Raw genomic sequence first — 16,366 nt, 5'->3', positions numbered from 1 at the left:
CACCTACCGGTTGCTAGACCCGCAGCCGCCCGCTGGGGGCCTTGGCTGGGGTGACCATAAGCCCGGTGAGGGCGGGGCGGTCTACGAGGAGTACTGCACCGGCGGCGGCCTCGAAGGCGCGCGAATCACCGCGATGTGGCTGGCGGATCCGCCGGCCGGTCAGGCGGCTGCTGTGGATCCCGCGGTGCTGGCTCAGCAGGCGGTCGACAAGATGCTCCTGCGCGGCCCGGACATCGGGATCACGCCCCGCCCTGGTGGCCGGGGTGTGGTCGGGATGCCGGTGTACCTGTGGACGCAGACGGGGCCGGAGACCTACGGCCCGAACACCGCCAGCGCCTCCGCAGGCGGGATGACGGTCACGGCGACCGCGAAGGTGAAGAAGATCGTGTGGTCGATGGGTGACGGGCAGTCCGTCACCTGCACCACCGCCGGCACCCCTTACAAGCCCGCGTTCGGCAAGCAGCCGTCCCCGGACTGCGGCTACCGCTACCGCCAGCCCTCGACGACGACACCGAGCGGCATGTACCACGTCACCGCCACCTCCACCTGGTCGATCGACTGGCAGGCCACCGGCGGGCAGACCGGCCAGCTCACCGAGATTCGCACCAGCGCCGTCGACATCACCGTCGCCGAGGTGCAGGTCCTCAACTGACCACGCGCCTCGTCCCACGACAGACATTCCGAAAGGTTCTCCCCTCCCCATGGAAGCCACAGCGCCGCCCGTGCCGCGCCCGGCCGGCTCCGAACGCTCCGAGTTACCCATCACCACCACCGCACCCGTGCGACGGGAGCGCCGCTGGTCGGTGGTCGCCCTGTGCATCGTGCTCGCGGTGATCTGCGCCCTGACCGCCGCCTGGGCGGTGAACTCCGCCAGCAACCGCACCCAGGTGCTCGCCGTCGCCCGGGACGTGCCGGCCGGCCAGGCCCTCACGGCCGGCGACGTCACGGTCGCCGAGGTCTCCGCCGACGCGGCCCTCTCCCCCCTGCCCGCCGCACAAAAAGACTCCGTGGTGGGCCAGCGGACGGCCGTCGACCTGCGCCAGGGCGGGCTGCTGCTCGCCTCGCAGCTGGCGCCGGGCAGCGGGCTGGGCGACGACCAAGAGCAGGTCGGCGTGCAGGTCAGGCGGGGCATGGCCCCGGCTGGAACCCTCGCCCCCGGCGACAAGATCAAAGCCGTGACCACACCGGCGCAGGGCGACGACCTACCCGAGGACGACACGGCGCCGCAGAGCATGCCCGCGACCGTCGTCTCCGTCTCCCGCCCGGACGCTTCCGGCACCGTGGTGGTCAACCTCGCCGTCGCCCGTGACCAGGGCGCGTTCCTGGCCACCCGCGCGGCCCTGGGACGGGTGGCGATCGTGCGGGAACCGCGGAGCAGGTAGTCATGCCGGTCACCGCACTCGTCTCCGTGAAGTCCGTCGGCGTCACCACCAGCGCGCTCGGCCTGAGCCTGGCCTCGAAGAACCCCACCCTGCTCGCCGAGTGCGATCCGGCAGGCGGCACCATCCGTGCCGGCCTGCTCGGCGGGAAGGTCGATGCGGGCATCGGTCTCTACCACCTGGCGCGCGCCGAACGAACCGGCCCCGAAGCCCTCGCGCACGCCTTCGCCTCCCACCTGTGGCATCTGGACGAGGCCGGGCACCGCAAGCTGCTGCCGGGCCTGACCGACCCCGCACAGGCCGCCGCCCTGGCCCGGACCTGGCCAGCGCTGGCCGACGTGCTGCAGGTGATGGCGCAGCAGGCCGGGCATGACGTGTTCATCGACGGCGGCCGCCTCGCCCTGGAGGCCGGACGCCTCCACCCGGTGTTCACCCCGGCCGCGCTGCTGTACCGGGCTGATCTGGTGCTGCTGGTGGTGCGCGGGACCGAGCAGTCCTTGACCCTGGCCCGGCATGTCATCGGGCCTTTGCGTGGCGGGCTGGGTGAGAACGGGTCCGGTGCGGACGCGCTGGGCCTGCTGCTGATCGAAGAAGGTTCCTTCAAGGCCCACCAGGTCAGTGAATCGCTCGGGGTGCCGGTGGCCGCGGCCCTGCCGTACGCCCCCGACGTCACTTACTACCTGAGCAGCGGCGGGCGGCCGCCCCGGGGTTATGGGCGCAGCCCGTTCTTGCGCCATGCCCGCACGGCGGCGGAGCAGATCGGGGCGCTGGCGGCCCGCCGCCGGCTCCAGCAGCAGTACCCGCCCGCGGCGGCCCCGCAGCTGGCCGGAATCCTTCAGCGGCTGGCCGAACAGCGTCCGGCAGCCGAACATCACGCGAGGGGAGAGTAGAGATGGCGGAGACCCATCAGGGGCCTGGGACGAACGGGCACCAGCGGGCCATGGGCCGCGACGACATCGCGGGCCTGCTCTCCGGGCACCTCGCCCAGCGCCGCCCGCCACAGGCCGCCCCGTCCCCCGCCCAGGCGCGGCCCACGCCTCCTGTCGCCGTGCCGTCGGCGAGGACGGGTCCTGCTGCCGCGGTGCCGCGGCTGGCGGATCTGCCGGGTGAGCTGCCGGTGGGCTGGGAGGTCATCGAGACCCTCCAAGGGGAGGTGTCGAAGCAGCTGACCGGCCGGGATCCGCAGCGGCTGATGGAGGAGGCAGACCGGCGTGCGCTGGCGCGTTCGCTGGTGACGACTGCGGTGGCGGACTGGGCGGCGAAGTACGCGCAGGCCAACGTGCCGTTGAGTGAGGTGCAGGAGCAGGCCGTCGGCACGGCGGTGTTCGACTCGATGTACCGCGGGGGTCGGCTGCAGAGCCTGCTGGACGAGGACGGCGTCGAGGACGTCATGGTCGACGGGTTGCGCGCCCACATCGAATACCTCGACCGGCCCCGCCGCACCGTCGACCGCGTCGCCGGCTCGCACGAGGAGCTGATCGCGTGGGTGAACCGGATGGCGCGGCTGTCCGGGCACGGCGAGCGGGGGCTGACGCAGTCGACGCCGATGGTGGGCTTTCGCATGCCGGACGGCTCCCGGGTGACCGCGTCGGTGCTCACCAGCCGTCCCTCGGTCGTCATCCGCAAGCACCGGTTGCGCGACACCGGCCTGGACGAGCTGCGCGCCTGGGGGACGATCAACCCGCTGCTGCAGTACTTCCTGCGCGCCTGTGTGCAGGCGCGGATGAACCTGCTGGTTGTCGGTGACATGGGCGCCGGGAAGACGTCCCTGCTGCGGGCGCTGGGCCGGGAGATTCCGGCCGACGAGCGGCTGGTGACGTTGGAGTCCGACCGCGAGCTGTACCTGGACGAGCCGGCCGCCTCCGGCCGGCCCGGGCCCGTCACCTATGCGTTCGAGGCGCGGCAGAGCAACGGCGAGATCGTCGGCGACAGACGGGCCGGTGAGGTGACCATCGCCGACATGTTCGCCACCGCGTTGCGCTACAACGCCACCCGCGTCGTGGTCGGTGAGGTCCGCTCCACCGAGGTGGTGCCGATGCTGCAGGCCATGTCCGCCGGCGGATCGGGGTCGATGTGCACCATGCACGTACGACGCCCGCACGCCATCATCAGCCGCCTGGTACAGCTGTGCACCAAGGCCGGGATGGCCACCGAGGCCGCCCACCACCTCATCGCCGCCTCGGTCGACGTCGTCGTCTACCTCGCCTACGACTGGGACGACGTGAAGTACGGCGGCCGCAAACACCGCTACGTCAGCCACGTCTACGAGGTCCACGACACCGTCGGCGAGGGCGGCCGCCCCACCACCACCGAGATCTTCGGGCCGGCCGGGTCGCAGGAGCCGCGCGCGGTGTTCCGCAACATGCCGTCCTTCATGAGCGAGCTGGAGAACAAGAGCCGCTTCCCCGACCTCAAGGGCTCCCCGTCCTTCCACCGGTCCTGGCTCACCGACAACCCCCTCGGCGCCTGGGGCGGACCCCTGCAGCGAAAGGGGCCCACGACATGAGACCCCCGAGCCAGACCATGCGCCCGACGACGCCTCTGTCTGCTCTCACCCGCGGTGCGCGGCTGGCAGCCGGGGAGGTCCTGTGACCGTCTCCGAACTCTCACTGATCGGTGCGCTGTCCGCCGTTCTGGCCGTCGTCGCGCTGATCGCGCTGGTGCGGGAGGCCCGTGGGCGGGCGCACGATCCGCTCAGGCCGCGCCGACAGCTCGCGTCCCGTGTGCGGCGGGCGCGGGCGGAGCTGCCGGAGAAGTGGCAGGCCCGCTGGCGCTACCTGGTCACCATCGCCGCCGTCGTCACCCTCGCGGTGTGGGCGTACACCGGCTGGCCCGTCCACGGGCTGCTCGCCGGCGCCGCCGTGCTGGGCCTGCCGTTCGTCCTCAACCCCGGCACCTCCGCACAGGCACGCATCGAACGCCTCGAAGCCCTCGCTCAGTGGCTCAACCACCTCGCCGGCGTCCATACCGCCGGCATCGGGCTGCCGGCCACGATCCGCGCCTCGGCCCGCAACGCGCCCGCGCCGATCGCCGCGAGCGTGCGGGCCCTGTCCGAACGGCTGCGGGCCGGGATGGAGGCGCACGATGCGTTCGATCTGTTCGCCGCGGAGATAGCGGACGGGGTGTTCGACCATGTGGTGCTGCTGTTCCAGTCGCACGCCGTCTACAAGGGCCCGGGCCTGGCCGATGCGCTGGAGGCGATGGCCGTGACCATCCACCAGCAGGCCGCCGATGCGCGCGACGTCGAGGCCGACCGGGCCAAGGTCCGCAAGAGCGCCCGTCTGGTCTCCGTCGTCATCTGCGTCGTCGTGCTGGGCTGCATGCTGAATTCGGCCTGGTCGGCTTGGTACCAGACCCCGGCCGGGCAGTTCGTCCTCGCCGTCCTGGGCGGCGGGTTCGCCTGGACGTTGATGCTGCTGCGCCGCATCGCCCGCACCGCACCCGACCCCCGCCTCATCGACCACGACCACCACCACACACGGGACATCGCTCCCGGCTACGCCAACAGCGCCAGCGGCGACGGCAGCCTGCATGTCTGGCCTCCGGCGGGCGTCGGGGTCGGCCGGAGGGAAGGGACGCAATGACGCCGCTTGATGTGATCGCGCCCGCCGCGGCCGCCGGGGTCCTCGTCGGGCTGGGGGTGCGGGCGGCGTGGCCGGCCCGGCCGGATCTGACCAGCACGCTGGACCGCCTCGACACGAGCAAGGTGACCACCACGCTGCCGACCGGCACACTCACGCCGACGGGGTCGGTGCAGGAACGGGTCGGCAACCGTCTGCTCGCCGACGTCGGGGACCGCATCGCGCTGCCGGTGCGGGACCTGAACCTGCTGCGCATCAGCCCGGCCGAACACCTCGGCAAACGCGTGCTGTTCGCGCTGTACGGGCTCACCGTCCCACTGCTGCTCCAGGCCGTCCTCGCACTGGCCGGAGCACCGTTTCCGTACGTCGTCCCGGCAGGACTCTCACTGGGGCTGGCGGCGCTGTTCTGGCTGTGGCCCGGCCGCGAGGTCGCCAGGGAGGCCGCGGCGGCGCGCCTGATCGTCCGGCACGCCGCCGCCTCCTACCTGGAACGGGTCGCTCTGGCCCGGGTGGCGAACTCCGGCGCCGCGCAGGCCCTGACCGACACCGCGCGGGTGGGGGAGAACTTCATCTTCGAGCGGATGCGGCAGGTCTTCCACCAGGCCGACCTCGCCGGTGTGACGCCGTGGGACGCGCTGAAGCAGCTCGGCGAGGAACTCGACATCCCCGAACTCGCCCGGCCCGCGGACACCCTGGCGCTGGCCGGGGACGGCGCGGCCGTCTACACCACCTTGCAGGCGCAGGCCCGGCAGCTGCGGATCGCGCTGCTGTCCGACCAGAAGGCGAGGGCCAACGAAGCCTCCGCCGCCATGATCATCCCCGTCACGTTCGGGGTCATCCTCATGATCACGTTCGTGATGATCCCCCTGACGATCACCATTCTCGGCAGCTGAAAGACAAAGGACACACGCGATGGACCTCACCTTCCTGACGGCGATGCTCCGGGCCCGGTTAGAGCAGCTCAGGCACGCCCGCGACGCGGGGCAGTCGACCACCGAACTCGCGGTCATGGCCGCCGTGCTGATCGTGGTGGCCGGCCTGGTCGTCGCCGCGATCAGAACCAAGGCGATGGAGAAGATCGGCATCATCAACGGTGGCTGACCGCCCCAACCCGCACAGGACAGAGAGGCAGGGAGGAGAGGGAGCGGTGAAGGGGCGTGCACTCGGCGGCTTCCGGCGGCGCAGGATCGTCCGGCCGGGCGCTGCGGATCGCGGGGCCGGCAGTGTCGAGGTCGCCGTCGTGGCGGTCGTGGTGCTGATGCTGGTCTTCATGATCATCCAGGTCGGGCTGTTCTACCACGCACGCAAGGTCGCCCAGTCCGCCGCGCGGCAGGGCGTCGACACCGGGCGCCAGCTCGGCGCAAGCCCCGGCGACGGCGTCGCCCAGGCCGAAGCCTTCCTCGCCAAGTTCGGCGGCAGCGTGCGCGGCGCGGCCGTGTCGTCGGCGGGCAGCACCGCCGAGGAGCTCCACATCACCGTCACCGGGAGCGTGGCCACCCTCGTCCCGGGTCTGGAGCTGACCGTCAGCCAGGACGCCCACGGGCCCATCGAACGCTGGACGAACCCATGAGGCGCCGCCACCTGTCCGCGCACCCGGCCGGTCTTCAGCGCACGTGGCATTTCTGGGCGGGCCGGGCCTGGTTGGGGGGTGACCGCGGGACTGCGGCGCTGGAGACGGCGGTGATCGCGCCCGCGCTCATCGCGCTGCTCGGGCTGATGATCGCTTTCGGGCGGGTCGTGGATGCCGACGGGGCCGTCGACGGCGCCGCCCACGCCGCGGCCCGGGCAGCCTCCCTGCAACGCGACGCCGCCACCGCACAGTCGCAGGCCCGTGCGGCCGCACAGGCCAGCCTCAGCGGAGACGGCATCACCTGCCAGAACACAGACGTCACCGTCGACACCTCCGGGTTCTCCTTCGACGTCGGCCAGACGGCCACCGTGACCGCCACGATCTCGTGCACCGCGGATCTGTCGGACATCGCGCTGCCGGGCCTGCCCGGAGCGAAGACCCTCACCGCTACTTTCACCAGCTCCCTCGACACCTACCGGGGAAGGGCCCTGGGGCTCACGGCTTCTGACGGGTCCCGGAGTGCGGACCGCAGTACGGGGGGCGTGCAGTGAGCGCGCGGGAGTATCCGGGTTCACGCTCCGTGCGTCGGGCGGTTCCCAGCCCGTGCCCGGCAGGCTGCCCGGGCGGTGCGCCAGACGGTCTCGAACTCATACAGGGTGAGGTCGTGCGGCTCGTGTCCGTCCCACTCCTGAACGGGCGCCTCAGCCGTGGCGCCGAACACCGCCTCGTACTGCGCGAGCGTTCCGGCCGCTTGCGCGGACTGCCATTCGGCCAGACACGCCGCGGCCGTCGGCTTGCGGGCGGGGCCCTGGAGTTCGACCTGGCGGGAGATCCAGCCGTCGGTGCCGACCTCGAAGTAGAACCAGGTGTCCTCCTCTGCCCAGAAGCTGCAAAACCAGCGTGTCATCGCCCCATCCCCCGCCGTGCTGTGGCGGGCATTCCCGGTTCGCGTGCCGTCGGCGGACTATACGACGGTCTTGCAGTAGACAGCGTGTCCGTGCTCACGAGCGCGGCGGGCCAGGGCGCGGAACTCGACGATGGTGTCCTGGACGTTGATGAAGTCGGCGAAGCTGACTTCGGGGATGTCGAACCACTGAAGTGCGAGCAGCGGCAGATGTTCGTCATGGATCTCGGCGAGCGTTGCGATCCACTCGGCGGGCACTTGCTGAAGGAACAGGCCGGTCTCCCAGGGGGACTCCTGTCCTGGCCTGTCCTCTCCTTGCGGCCACAACCTCTGGTCCGGCCATACGAGTGCGGGTGCGGTGGCATGGGTGTCGAAGGGGACTCCTTCGGCGAATGCTACGAGCTGCCCCAGCACGACGTTCGGATCGAGACCCTTGGCGTCGAACCAATCGACACCGTGATCATCGAGACCGGTCCCGGGGTGCTGCCTCCAGTTCCCGCCGGGACCGACGGACCAGTCGATCGCGGCACAGGTGTCCGGTGCCCGGAAGTAGTCGTGCAGTACGCCCATGGCCTGGAGCGTAGCGGCTGCGTATCACGCGGAATCGAAGCCGGAGTGATCCACGCTCTGCGCGGCAGCCCGGTCCGCCGCCGGCGCGCGGCCGGCTTCCGCGGCGACCGCGGCTCCATGTCGCTGTTCCTGGCGATCTCGGCGCTGGCCGTCCTGATGGTCATGGGCCTGCTCGTCGACGGCGGCGGCGCCCTGAACGCCAGCAACCGGGCCACCTCCCTGGCCCAGGAAGCCGCCCGGACGGCCAGCCAGCAGCTCGATCCGGCCCAGGCGATCCAGGGCACCGCCATCACCATCGACCCCGACGCCGCCCGCGCGGCCGCCCTGGACTACCTGGCCGCCGCGGACGTCCAGGGCGACGTGACCGTCACCGATGGCGGCCAGAGGCTGACCGTCACCGTCCGCGACACCTACTCCACCCGCTTCGCGTCCCTGCTCGGCGTCGGCACCATCCATGTCGACGGGACCGCGACGGCGCAACTGCAGACCCAAGCCGCTGGAGGCTGAGGCATGGCCCACCGCACCCCCACGCCCAGGCCGCTGCGTGCCGCCGGCGTCCTGCTGCGTGCCCTGGCCGGCTTGATCGTGCTGGCCGCCCTGATCGGCGGTGTCCCGCCGGCGCTGCTCGGCTTCGGCAGCCAGCCCACCGAACTGTCCGGCGGACTGGGCCTGCTGCTGGAGCAGGACGACGGCACCCTGTTTTTGACCGTGCTGACCTGCATCGGCTGGACCGCCTGGGCGGCGTTCACGTTCAGCGTCGCCGTCGAGGTCGTCGCCGTCGCCCGCCGCCGCTCCGCACCCCGCATCCGCGGCCTGGGCGGCATGCAGTCCCTGGCCGGCTTCCTTATCGGCGGGATCGTCCTGCTCGCCCCGACCGCCGCCTCCGCCGCAACCACCACCCCCGCCGCCGCCATCACCCAGACCCAGGACGCGAGCACCAGCACGCCTGCTGGCGCCCCCACGGCCGGCGCGGCAGTCGGCGCGGCCGCCTCCGGAGGGCCGACCCACACCGTCGCCGGGGCCACCGAAACGCCATGGGATCTCGCCGAGCACCACCTCGGCGACGGACAGCGCTGGCGCGACATCGCCGCCCTCAACCCGCACATCCCCGAACTGGCCTCCGGCGACCAGTACCTGGCCAAAGACACCGTCATCACCCTGCCGCCCGACGCCCGCTCCCCCGCCCCGGCCGCCACCGCGGACGGGGCCCGTACGCAGCTGGAGGGGCGCGCCTTGGCCGGCGGCACGGGAGAGGACGAGCATGTCGTGACCGTCGAGCCGGGCGACTACCTGTCGAAGATCGCACAGGAGGAACTCGGCGACGCCACCCAGTGGCCCAAGCTGTTCCAAGCCAGCCGCGACACCCCGCAGCCCGACGGGCTGCCCGAGATCACCGACCCGGACCAGATCTACGCCGGACAGCAGGTCACCGTGCCAGAAATCGAGAACCCGGACGGAGCCGAGACGACTCCCCCGCCGCGGCAGCCCGGCGGCGACCACACACCGGACGGCGCGGAAGAGGCACCGGCACCGCGGTTGCCGGAGCCTGCGACACCGTCCGGCCGCCCCGCCGGACAGCCAGGACAGGACCGGGGCTCCCCGTCCGCGGCGTCCGTGGCGCCGGAACCCGGCGCCACCGCCCATCCCTCCACCGTGCCCTCCGCGCCGGCGTCGTCCGCCGCCGCAACCCCGTCAAACGTGCCTCCCACACCCGCCGCGCCGGCGACAAGCCCGACGAACAGCAACAGCCCGTCGGGCCTGCACCTGGTCCTGGGCGCCGGAGCCTTGCTGGCGGCCTCCGTCACCGGCGCGCTGGCCCTGCGCAGGACCCTGCAACGCCGACGCCGCAAGCCGGGCCAGAAGATCGTCATCGCCTCGGAAACCTCCACAGCCGAGGCCCGGCTGGCCGCGGCCGCCGAGCCCGGCAGCGCCGCCCGGCTGGACGCGGCACTGCGCACCCTCGCCCACCACATCAACAACGGCGCCGACGAGAGCGGAAGCCGCGAGGTGCCTGAGCTGCGGGCGGCCCGGATCGGGACCCGGACGGTCGAGGTGCTGCCCGAGGAGCTCACCCAGGACCCTGCTGCACCCTTCGTCCCGGGCCGCGGGGGCTGGTGGACGCTGCCCGCCGACGCCGGCCTGCTGGCCGAGGAGACGGCGCGGGACGTTTCAGCACCGTATCCGGGGCTGGTCACGCTCGGCAGCACCGCCTCCGGGGAGCTGCTGCTGGTCAACCTGGCCCAGCTGCCCGCCCTGCTGCTGGACGGCGACCCGGTCCACGTCACCGAGGTGTGCACCTCGATCGCTCTGGAACTGAGCATGAGCCCCTGGGCCACCGACATCGAGATCATCGCCGTCGGGTTCGGCGAGGAACTGCCCACGCTGCTGCCGACCATGCGGATCGCCCACATGCGCGAGCCCGCCCACGCCCTGCGCGACCTGAACGCACGCGTGCTGGAAGCCCACCAGGTCCCCGACGCCGGATACCAGCCGTATGTGGTGCTGTGCGCGACGGAACTCGAGGCCGACCTGGCCTGGCAGTTCGCCGACGCCATCGCCCACGCCGGAAAAGTGCCGGTCACCCTCATCGCCCCCGCCGGCACAGCGGCCGCCCGCTTCCCCGAAGCCGACATCCTCAACGCCTCACAGAGCGAACCGCAGATGCTCGGCCACATCGGCACCACCATCACGGTGCAGCGCCTGGAACACGACGCCTACCAGCAGATCACCACCGCGCTGAAGACATCCCAGGAACCCGCCGAACCCGCCGAAGGCCCCTGGGAAGACGTCCCCGACGAACCCTCCCGCCCCCGCCAGCCCCGGCCGCCTGCCGCACAGCCGGCGCCGAGCCCGCTCTCCTCGCGGGCCCCGGCGGGGGATGCGGGGGTGCACGTTTTCCCCGCGCTGCTCGCCGCCAGCACCGACCCGTCCGGCCTGCCTGTGGCCTCCCCCGCCCCATACGCGACCGGCCCCGCCGACGAGGCCGGCCCGGCCACCACCGCGTCAACGCCCCCGCGGCCATCGCCCAACGGTGCGGCATCAGCTGCCGAGCCGGAGCCCATACAGAGGCAGGAGGGGACGCAGGATCTGCACGCGCCGGAGATCCGGGTGCTGGGGCCGGTGGAGGTGACCGGCGTGGACCACAGTGGCCACGGGCCCCGCATCGCCCAGCTCGCCGCGCTGCTCTACTTCCGGCCCGGGCGCAGCGCCGAGACCCTGTGCGCCGACATGAACCCGGCCCACCCCTGGTCGATGGACACCCTCAACGCGCGGCTGCGGGGCCTGCGCGGCGCCCTGGGCCACGACCCGGCAGGCGCCCCGTACGTGCCGCGTCGCAAGACCGGCAACGATCCCTACCGCCTCGCGGCGGGTGTGCGCTGCGACTGGACACGCTTCCTCCACCTCGCCGAACGCGCCCTGCCTCAGGGCGCGGACGGCCTCGATGACCTGGAGGAGGCTTTGGGCCTGGTGCGCGGTCGGCCGTTCGGCGGGCAGCCGCTTCCCTGGGCCGAACCCCACGTGCAGGAGATCACCACCCGGATCATCGACGTCGCCCACACCGTCGCCACCCACCGCACCGCCGAAGGCCCCCACCACGACCTCAGCGCCGCCCGCCACGCCATCGCCACCGGCCTCGAAGCCGACCCCACCGCCGAACTCCTCTGGCGCGACCTCATGCGCCTGGAAGCAGCCCACGGCAACCGCTCAGGCCTGCAGAACGTCATCAGCCGTCTGCAGGAGATCAACGAATCCCTGGACTTCTCGCCGGAACCGGAGACCACCCAGCTCATCGGCGAACTCCGCACACAACTCGGCACACCGGCACACGATGCCCGCCATGCGTAGGCTCACACGCTCGCACCGGCCACACGCCACGGCCAGGGACAACAGCACCACGCCGTACACGCAAGCCCGCACAGGACAGCCATGCCCGGCGGGCGGGAGGGGGTGAGAGGTGGAGACGCCGTTACGGCTGACACGGACGCACCGCGTTCTCATCGGCGTGATCGTCCTCGGTGCCGTGATCATCGCCGGCATCGGTTTCGCGGGGTCCTACGCCGCGGTCCGCGAACTGGCCCTGAAGAAGGGCTTCGGGGACTTCTCCTACGTCTTCCCGATCGGCATCGACGCGGGCATCTGTGTCCTGCTCGCCCTGGACCTGCTGCTGACCTGGATCAGGATCCCCTTCCCGCTGCTGCGGCAGACCGCCTGGGTGCTGACCGCCGCGACCATCGCCTTCAACGGCGCCGCCGCCTGGCCCGACCCGCTGGGCACCGCCATGCACGCGGTCATCCCGGTGCTGTTCGTCATCGCCGTCGAGGCCGCCCGGCACGCCATCGGCCGGATCGCCGACATCACCCACGGCAAGCACATGGAGGGCGTGCGCCTCACCCGCTGGCTGCTCAGCCCGCTGCCCACCTTCCTGCTGTGGCGCCGCATGAAACTGTGGGAACTGCGCTCCTACGACCAGGTCATCAAGCTCGAACAGGAACGCCTGGTCTACCAGGCCCGCCTGCACGCCCGCTTCGGCCGCTCCTGGCGCCGCAAGGCCCCGGTGGAGTCCCTGATGCCGCTGCGCCTGGCCCGCTACGGCGTCCCCCTGGCCGAGACCGCCCCCGCCGGCCTCGCCGCCGCCGGCATCGAACCCACGCTCAGCCCGCCGGTGACCCCGCTCCACCGGCCCACCGAGACCCGCACCTGCCCGGGACCCGCGGCCGGGGAGGAACGGAAACATCCGCCCAACGACGCCATTCCTGACCCGAACCAGCGACGGCCAGACAGAGCCCCAAAGCGGGTTCCCGGCTTCCAGAACTACACCGATACCCACGCAACTCCCGACAGCCCTGCCGCGAGGCTGCGGCAGCACAACCACAGAGAACCACCTGCAAAGGATCAGGTAATCGCCAGCCCGACACCCTCCGAAAAGCCCCTCCCTCAAAGGGCCGGACGGGCGCCCATGGATCGGCGGGCGCACACGGCCGAACAAATACACCACCCCGAGGTGACGTCCGCCGACGACGCCGCGCCGGAACCTGACACGACAGCAGCGCAGCTACCGCTCACCACAGTCGACCGCTATTACCTCGCATGGAACGAACACCAGACCGAGCACGGACAAGAACCGACCGCCGAACAGCTCTCGGCCATCCTTGCGGACCAGGGCCTGCACAGCCGCGTCGGCGGCAAACCCCTCCGCCCCTCCACCCTGCGCCGCTACCTCCTGCCCTTCCGGACCTACAGCCTCTGGGCCGAGCAACGCCGAGGCACCCAATCCCCCTCGCCCGAGACCATCGCGCAGCAATGCGCAGCCCGGGGAATCACCGCACAGCACAACAGACCCATCGACACCTCCTACATCACCGAACACACCCCCGACTTCGAACGACGCTGGCAGACACTGAACCACCACCACGCCCAGAACGAACCGTTCCGGGTCCGGTAGAAGGTCTCCTGCGGACGTGGCCTCGACACCTCTACCCGACCGCAGGCGGGTCCTCAACGCGGCCGGCGCCGCCCCCACTCCCGCTCTGCAGAAACCGCGCGGCCGCCGTGCTCACGGCTTACACAGACGCAGCCGGCCTGACGCAGGGGATGAACGCCGTGACCCCTCCGCGCAGCCCCTCCGCGCCGCCGATGGGTGGACACACAGTGACCTGACGCTGCACCAGCGGACAACACCCGCCGCAGACGGCCACGTCCGGTCCGACGCTTCAGCGGCGATACGCATGCCATGACGAGGCCATGCCCCACAAAGCAATCAGACGTAAAGAGAACGCAAAGCCCGCCTGAACGCGCAGCTCAGGAAGAGTGGTCCCCGCGCATGTGGGGGTTGCTCCTGGGCGGACGTCTGGTCGCGGTCGTTCCTTCCGTCGTCCCCGCGCGAGTGGAGGCAGGGGTCAGAGGAAGCTCAGCGGTACGTTCTTCTTGACGCAGAGACGGAGGACAGGTGCGAGCTCGCGGCTTTGTTTGATGTGCTCGTGAAGGAGTGCGTCGTCGCCCTCCTATGTCCACCGGTCGGTGATGGCCGCCTTCCGGCGGGGCAGGGTCGTGGCGCCCGGGGCGGGCAACTCGACCACACCCGCGGCCGGAACGGGCGCGCGTCATGGCCGACTCCGCCATGGCGGAGGAAGGCGGCGACAAGTGAGCCCCGGACGCAGCCTGCCGTCTCGCCCCGGGCATGCGGCGTCCCGGCCTCCCGTGGGGTCTGGGACGGCCTCTCGCGCCCGCACGGAGGAGAGTCCAGCAGGCCGCCACCGCGGTGGCGCCGGACGGGCGCCATTCTTCATGCGAGCCATGCGGACTCCTTGCGACGTATGCGTGGGGAGACGTCCGAGTGGCCCGCGACGGCTGACGTGCCCGTGGTGCCGGGTACAGCCGAGTGCCCCAGGTGCCGGTGCACGAAGTGGATGGCCATCGCGCCCTCACCGGCCGCGGAGGCCACCCGCTTCACCGAGCCGCTGCGGACGTCCCCTACCGCGAAGACTCCGGGCAGGCTGGCCTCCAGGGTCATGCACGAGCGCCCGCGGCCGTGCCACACCTCGGGGTGGGCGCAGGCTTCCTGGGCCTCCGGCCCGGTGAGGACGAAGCCGCGGGAGTCGAGGGCGATGTTGCCGGCGAGCCACTCGGTGTGAGGGTCGGCGCCGGTGAAGACGAACAGGCTCCGTACCGCGAGCTGGCGGTGCCCGCCCGTGCGGTTGTCGACCACGTCGAGCTCCTCCAGCACTTCCTGGCCGATGACCTCGGTGACCTCGGTGTGCAGCATGACCTCCACCCGCGGATGGCGCTCGACCTGGTCGACCAGGTAGCGGGACATGTTGGCCTCAAGGCTGGTTCCTCGCACCAGCAGGTGCACCTTCGGCACGTACCCGGCGAGGAACAGCACCGCCTGGCCCGCCGAGTTGCCTCCGCCGACGACGGCCACCGGGTCGGTGCGGCACTGCTGGGCCTCGTAGACGGTCGCGGAGTAGTGCACGCTCGTTCCCTCCAGGCGTTCGATGCCGGGCACCTGGAGCCGGCGGTAGCGGGCGCCCATGGCCAGGAGGACGGCGCGGGCGGCGATCTCGCTGCCGTCGGCGAACGTCACCACGCAGTGGTCCTCGTCCTTGGGACGGAGACCGGTCGCCTCCAGCCCAAGGCTGATCTCGGCGCCGAACTTGTCGGCCTGGAGCACGGCGCGTTCGGTGAGTTCGGCGCCGGAGATGCCGGACGGGAAGCCGAGCAGGTTCTCGATGCGGGACGACGTGCCGGCCTGGCCGCCGGTGGCCATCGCCTCCACCACCGTGGTGTTCAGGCCCTCGGAGGCGGCGTAGACCGCGGCAGCGAGGCCGGCGGGGCCGGCGCCTACGATGAGGACGTCGCGGTGACGGTCTGCGGCGGGCAGTGACGGCAGGCCGATGAGCCGGGCCAGTTCCGCGTTGCTGGGGTTGCGCAGCAAGGTGGTGTCCCGCCAGATGACCAGTGGTGTCTCCGCCGGGCCGACGCCGAAGCGGCGCAGCAGTTCCTCGGCCTCGTCGTCGGTCTCCAGGTCGATCCAGCGGTGTGGCAGCCGGTTGCGGACGGCGAACTCGCGCAGCCGTCTGGTGTCGGGCGAGTAGCGCGAGCCGATGATGCGGAAGCCGGCGCCCTGTCCCACGAGCAGCGCGCGACGGCCCAGACAGGCGCGCAGCACGATGTCCCCGATGGTGGGGTCCTGGGACACCAGCCGGCGCAGCTGGTCCAGGGAGACGGCAAGGACCTCACCGGGCTCCCTGGCCACAGCGGTGTAGAAGGCCACTTGTCCGTACAGCAGGCCGAGTTCGCCGATGAAGCGGCCGGGGCCGTGCACGCGCAGCACGTGCTCCTCAGGAGTGCCGTAGTCCTCGACGACGGAGACACTGCCGCTGAGGACGACGTAGAACGTCTCGCAGCGCTCCCCCTCCCGGATCAGTACGTCGTTCGGGGCCGTGTTCCGGCGTTGTCCGTGCTCCGCCAGACGTTCTATCTGGTCCTCCGTGAGGCGTGGATACGCGCCGTAGATGTCCGGGGTCTCCCAGAAGTCGGTCTCGTCCGCCTTCTGGCGCACCGTTTCTTCGCCCGACGGCGACCGGTCGCCGGACATCAGACGAACGCCTCGTGGACGTAGCACCAGCGCCATTCCTCGCCGGGCTGGAACGACTGCACGACCGGATGAGCGTCGGCAGCCGCGTGCTTGCGCGCGTGCTTGTTCGGCGAGGAGTCGCAGCAGCCGACGTGGCCGCAGGTCAGGCAGAGCCTCAGGTGGACCCACGGGGAGCCGAGCATCAGACACTCCTGACAACCTTGTGGGGTCAGCGGCTGGACCGGCCGGACGAGCGCGAGGTGGGGGTCTGCGTGCAGGGTCATC

Annotated in this window: 16 protein-coding genes; 12 read left to right on the top strand and 4 right to left on the bottom strand. The window is 71.6% G+C overall.

Annotated elements, in window-relative coordinates:
• Positions 1-184: 184 nt before the first annotated feature.
• The 9 genes from ACIQGV_RS34625 to ACIQGV_RS34585 all read left to right on the top strand — a co-directional run bounded on the left by ACIQGV_RS34625 (position 185) and on the right by ACIQGV_RS34585 (position 7,081).
• Entirely contained in the window at positions 185-652 is a 468-nt protein-coding gene (locus tag ACIQGV_RS34625) for an ATP/GTP-binding protein (protein ID WP_402502044.1), read from the top strand.
• Positions 653-701: 49 nt separating this feature from the next.
• On the top strand, positions 702-1,382 hold the full coding sequence (locus tag ACIQGV_RS34620; protein ID WP_402502041.1) for an SAF domain-containing protein: 681 nt from the start codon (positions 702-704) through the stop codon (positions 1,380-1,382).
• Positions 1,383-1,384: 2 nt separating this feature from the next.
• On the top strand, positions 1,385-2,269 hold the full coding sequence (locus ACIQGV_RS34615; RefSeq protein WP_402502040.1) for a MinD/ParA family protein: 885 nt from the start codon (positions 1,385-1,387) through the stop codon (positions 2,267-2,269).
• 2 nt (positions 2,270-2,271) lie between these two features.
• Positions 2,272-3,885, top strand: coding sequence for a CpaF family protein (locus ACIQGV_RS34610; RefSeq protein WP_402502038.1), 1,614 nt, complete (start codon positions 2,272-2,274; stop codon positions 3,883-3,885).
• Between the two features lie 82 nt (positions 3,886-3,967).
• Positions 3,968-4,963 carry a type II secretion system F family protein gene (locus tag ACIQGV_RS34605; protein ID WP_402502034.1) on the top strand — a complete coding sequence of 332 codons (996 nt, stop codon included), beginning with the start codon at positions 3,968-3,970 and terminating at the stop codon, positions 4,961-4,963.
• Positions 4,960-5,853 (top strand): type II secretion system F family protein, encoded by an 894-nt coding sequence (locus ACIQGV_RS34600; protein WP_402502032.1) that lies wholly within the window; start codon positions 4,960-4,962, stop codon positions 5,851-5,853. Before ACIQGV_RS34605 ends, ACIQGV_RS34600 begins: the two co-directional genes overlap by 4 nt.
• A 19-nt stretch (positions 5,854-5,872) precedes the next feature.
• The gene (locus ACIQGV_RS34595) at positions 5,873-6,061 is read left to right on the top strand and encodes a hypothetical protein (protein ID WP_402502030.1); all 189 of its coding nucleotides are present in this window, start codon (positions 5,873-5,875) and stop codon (positions 6,059-6,061) included.
• Positions 6,062-6,107: 46 nt separating this feature from the next.
• Positions 6,108-6,530: a TadE/TadG family type IV pilus assembly protein gene (locus ACIQGV_RS34590; protein WP_402502028.1), complete on the top strand. Its 423-nt coding sequence runs from the start codon at positions 6,108-6,110 to the stop codon at positions 6,528-6,530.
• Positions 6,527-7,081 carry a TadE family protein gene (locus ACIQGV_RS34585; protein ID WP_402502025.1) on the top strand — a complete coding sequence of 185 codons (555 nt, stop codon included), beginning with the start codon at positions 6,527-6,529 and terminating at the stop codon, positions 7,079-7,081. The genes ACIQGV_RS34590 and ACIQGV_RS34585 overlap by 4 nt, the downstream gene beginning before the upstream one ends.
• Positions 7,082-7,101: 20 nt before the next feature.
• On the opposite strand, the gene ACIQGV_RS34580 is transcribed toward ACIQGV_RS34585, so the two are convergent.
• Both ACIQGV_RS34580 and ACIQGV_RS34575 read right to left on the bottom strand, forming a co-directional pair.
• The gene (locus ACIQGV_RS34580) at positions 7,102-7,437 is read right to left on the bottom strand and encodes a hypothetical protein (protein ID WP_402502023.1); all 336 of its coding nucleotides are present in this window, start codon (positions 7,435-7,437) and stop codon (positions 7,102-7,104) included.
• Between the two features lie 57 nt (positions 7,438-7,494).
• Entirely contained in the window at positions 7,495-8,004 is a 510-nt protein-coding gene (locus ACIQGV_RS34575; protein WP_402502021.1) for a hypothetical protein, read from the bottom strand.
• A 45-nt stretch (positions 8,005-8,049) separates the two neighbouring features.
• Between ACIQGV_RS34575 and ACIQGV_RS34570 the strand changes: the two genes are divergently transcribed.
• From ACIQGV_RS34570 to ACIQGV_RS34560, 3 genes are all read left to right on the top strand, one after another.
• The gene (locus ACIQGV_RS34570) at positions 8,050-8,511 is read left to right on the top strand and encodes a pilus assembly protein TadG-related protein (RefSeq protein WP_402502020.1); all 462 of its coding nucleotides are present in this window, start codon (positions 8,050-8,052) and stop codon (positions 8,509-8,511) included.
• Between the two features lie 3 nt (positions 8,512-8,514).
• On the top strand, positions 8,515-11,850 hold the full coding sequence (locus ACIQGV_RS34565) for a hypothetical protein (RefSeq protein ID WP_402502017.1): 3,336 nt from the start codon (positions 8,515-8,517) through the stop codon (positions 11,848-11,850).
• A 109-nt stretch (positions 11,851-11,959) separates the two neighbouring features.
• Positions 11,960-13,447, top strand: a complete 1,488-nt coding sequence (locus ACIQGV_RS34560) for a DUF2637 domain-containing protein (RefSeq protein WP_402502015.1) — start codon at positions 11,960-11,962, stop codon at positions 13,445-13,447.
• Between the two features lie 840 nt (positions 13,448-14,287).
• Here ACIQGV_RS34560 and ACIQGV_RS34555 read toward each other — a convergent pair.
• A complete protein-coding gene (locus ACIQGV_RS34555) occupies positions 14,288-16,102 on the bottom strand; it encodes an FAD-dependent oxidoreductase (protein ID WP_402502013.1) in 1,815 nt (604 codons plus the stop codon).
• On the bottom strand, positions 16,102-16,365 hold the full coding sequence (locus tag ACIQGV_RS34550) for a UBP-type zinc finger domain-containing protein (protein ID WP_402502010.1): 264 nt from the start codon (positions 16,363-16,365) through the stop codon (positions 16,102-16,104). Before ACIQGV_RS34550 ends, ACIQGV_RS34555 begins: the two co-directional genes overlap by 1 nt.
• Position 16,366: the final 1 nt, after the last annotated feature.

This window comes from Streptomyces sp. NPDC093094 (genome assembly GCF_044754345.1).
Taxonomy (GTDB): domain Bacteria; phylum Actinomycetota; class Actinomycetes; order Streptomycetales; family Streptomycetaceae; genus Streptomyces.
Note: the sequence above shows the minus strand (reverse complement) of the source record. Positions and strands in the feature narration are given on the sequence as shown.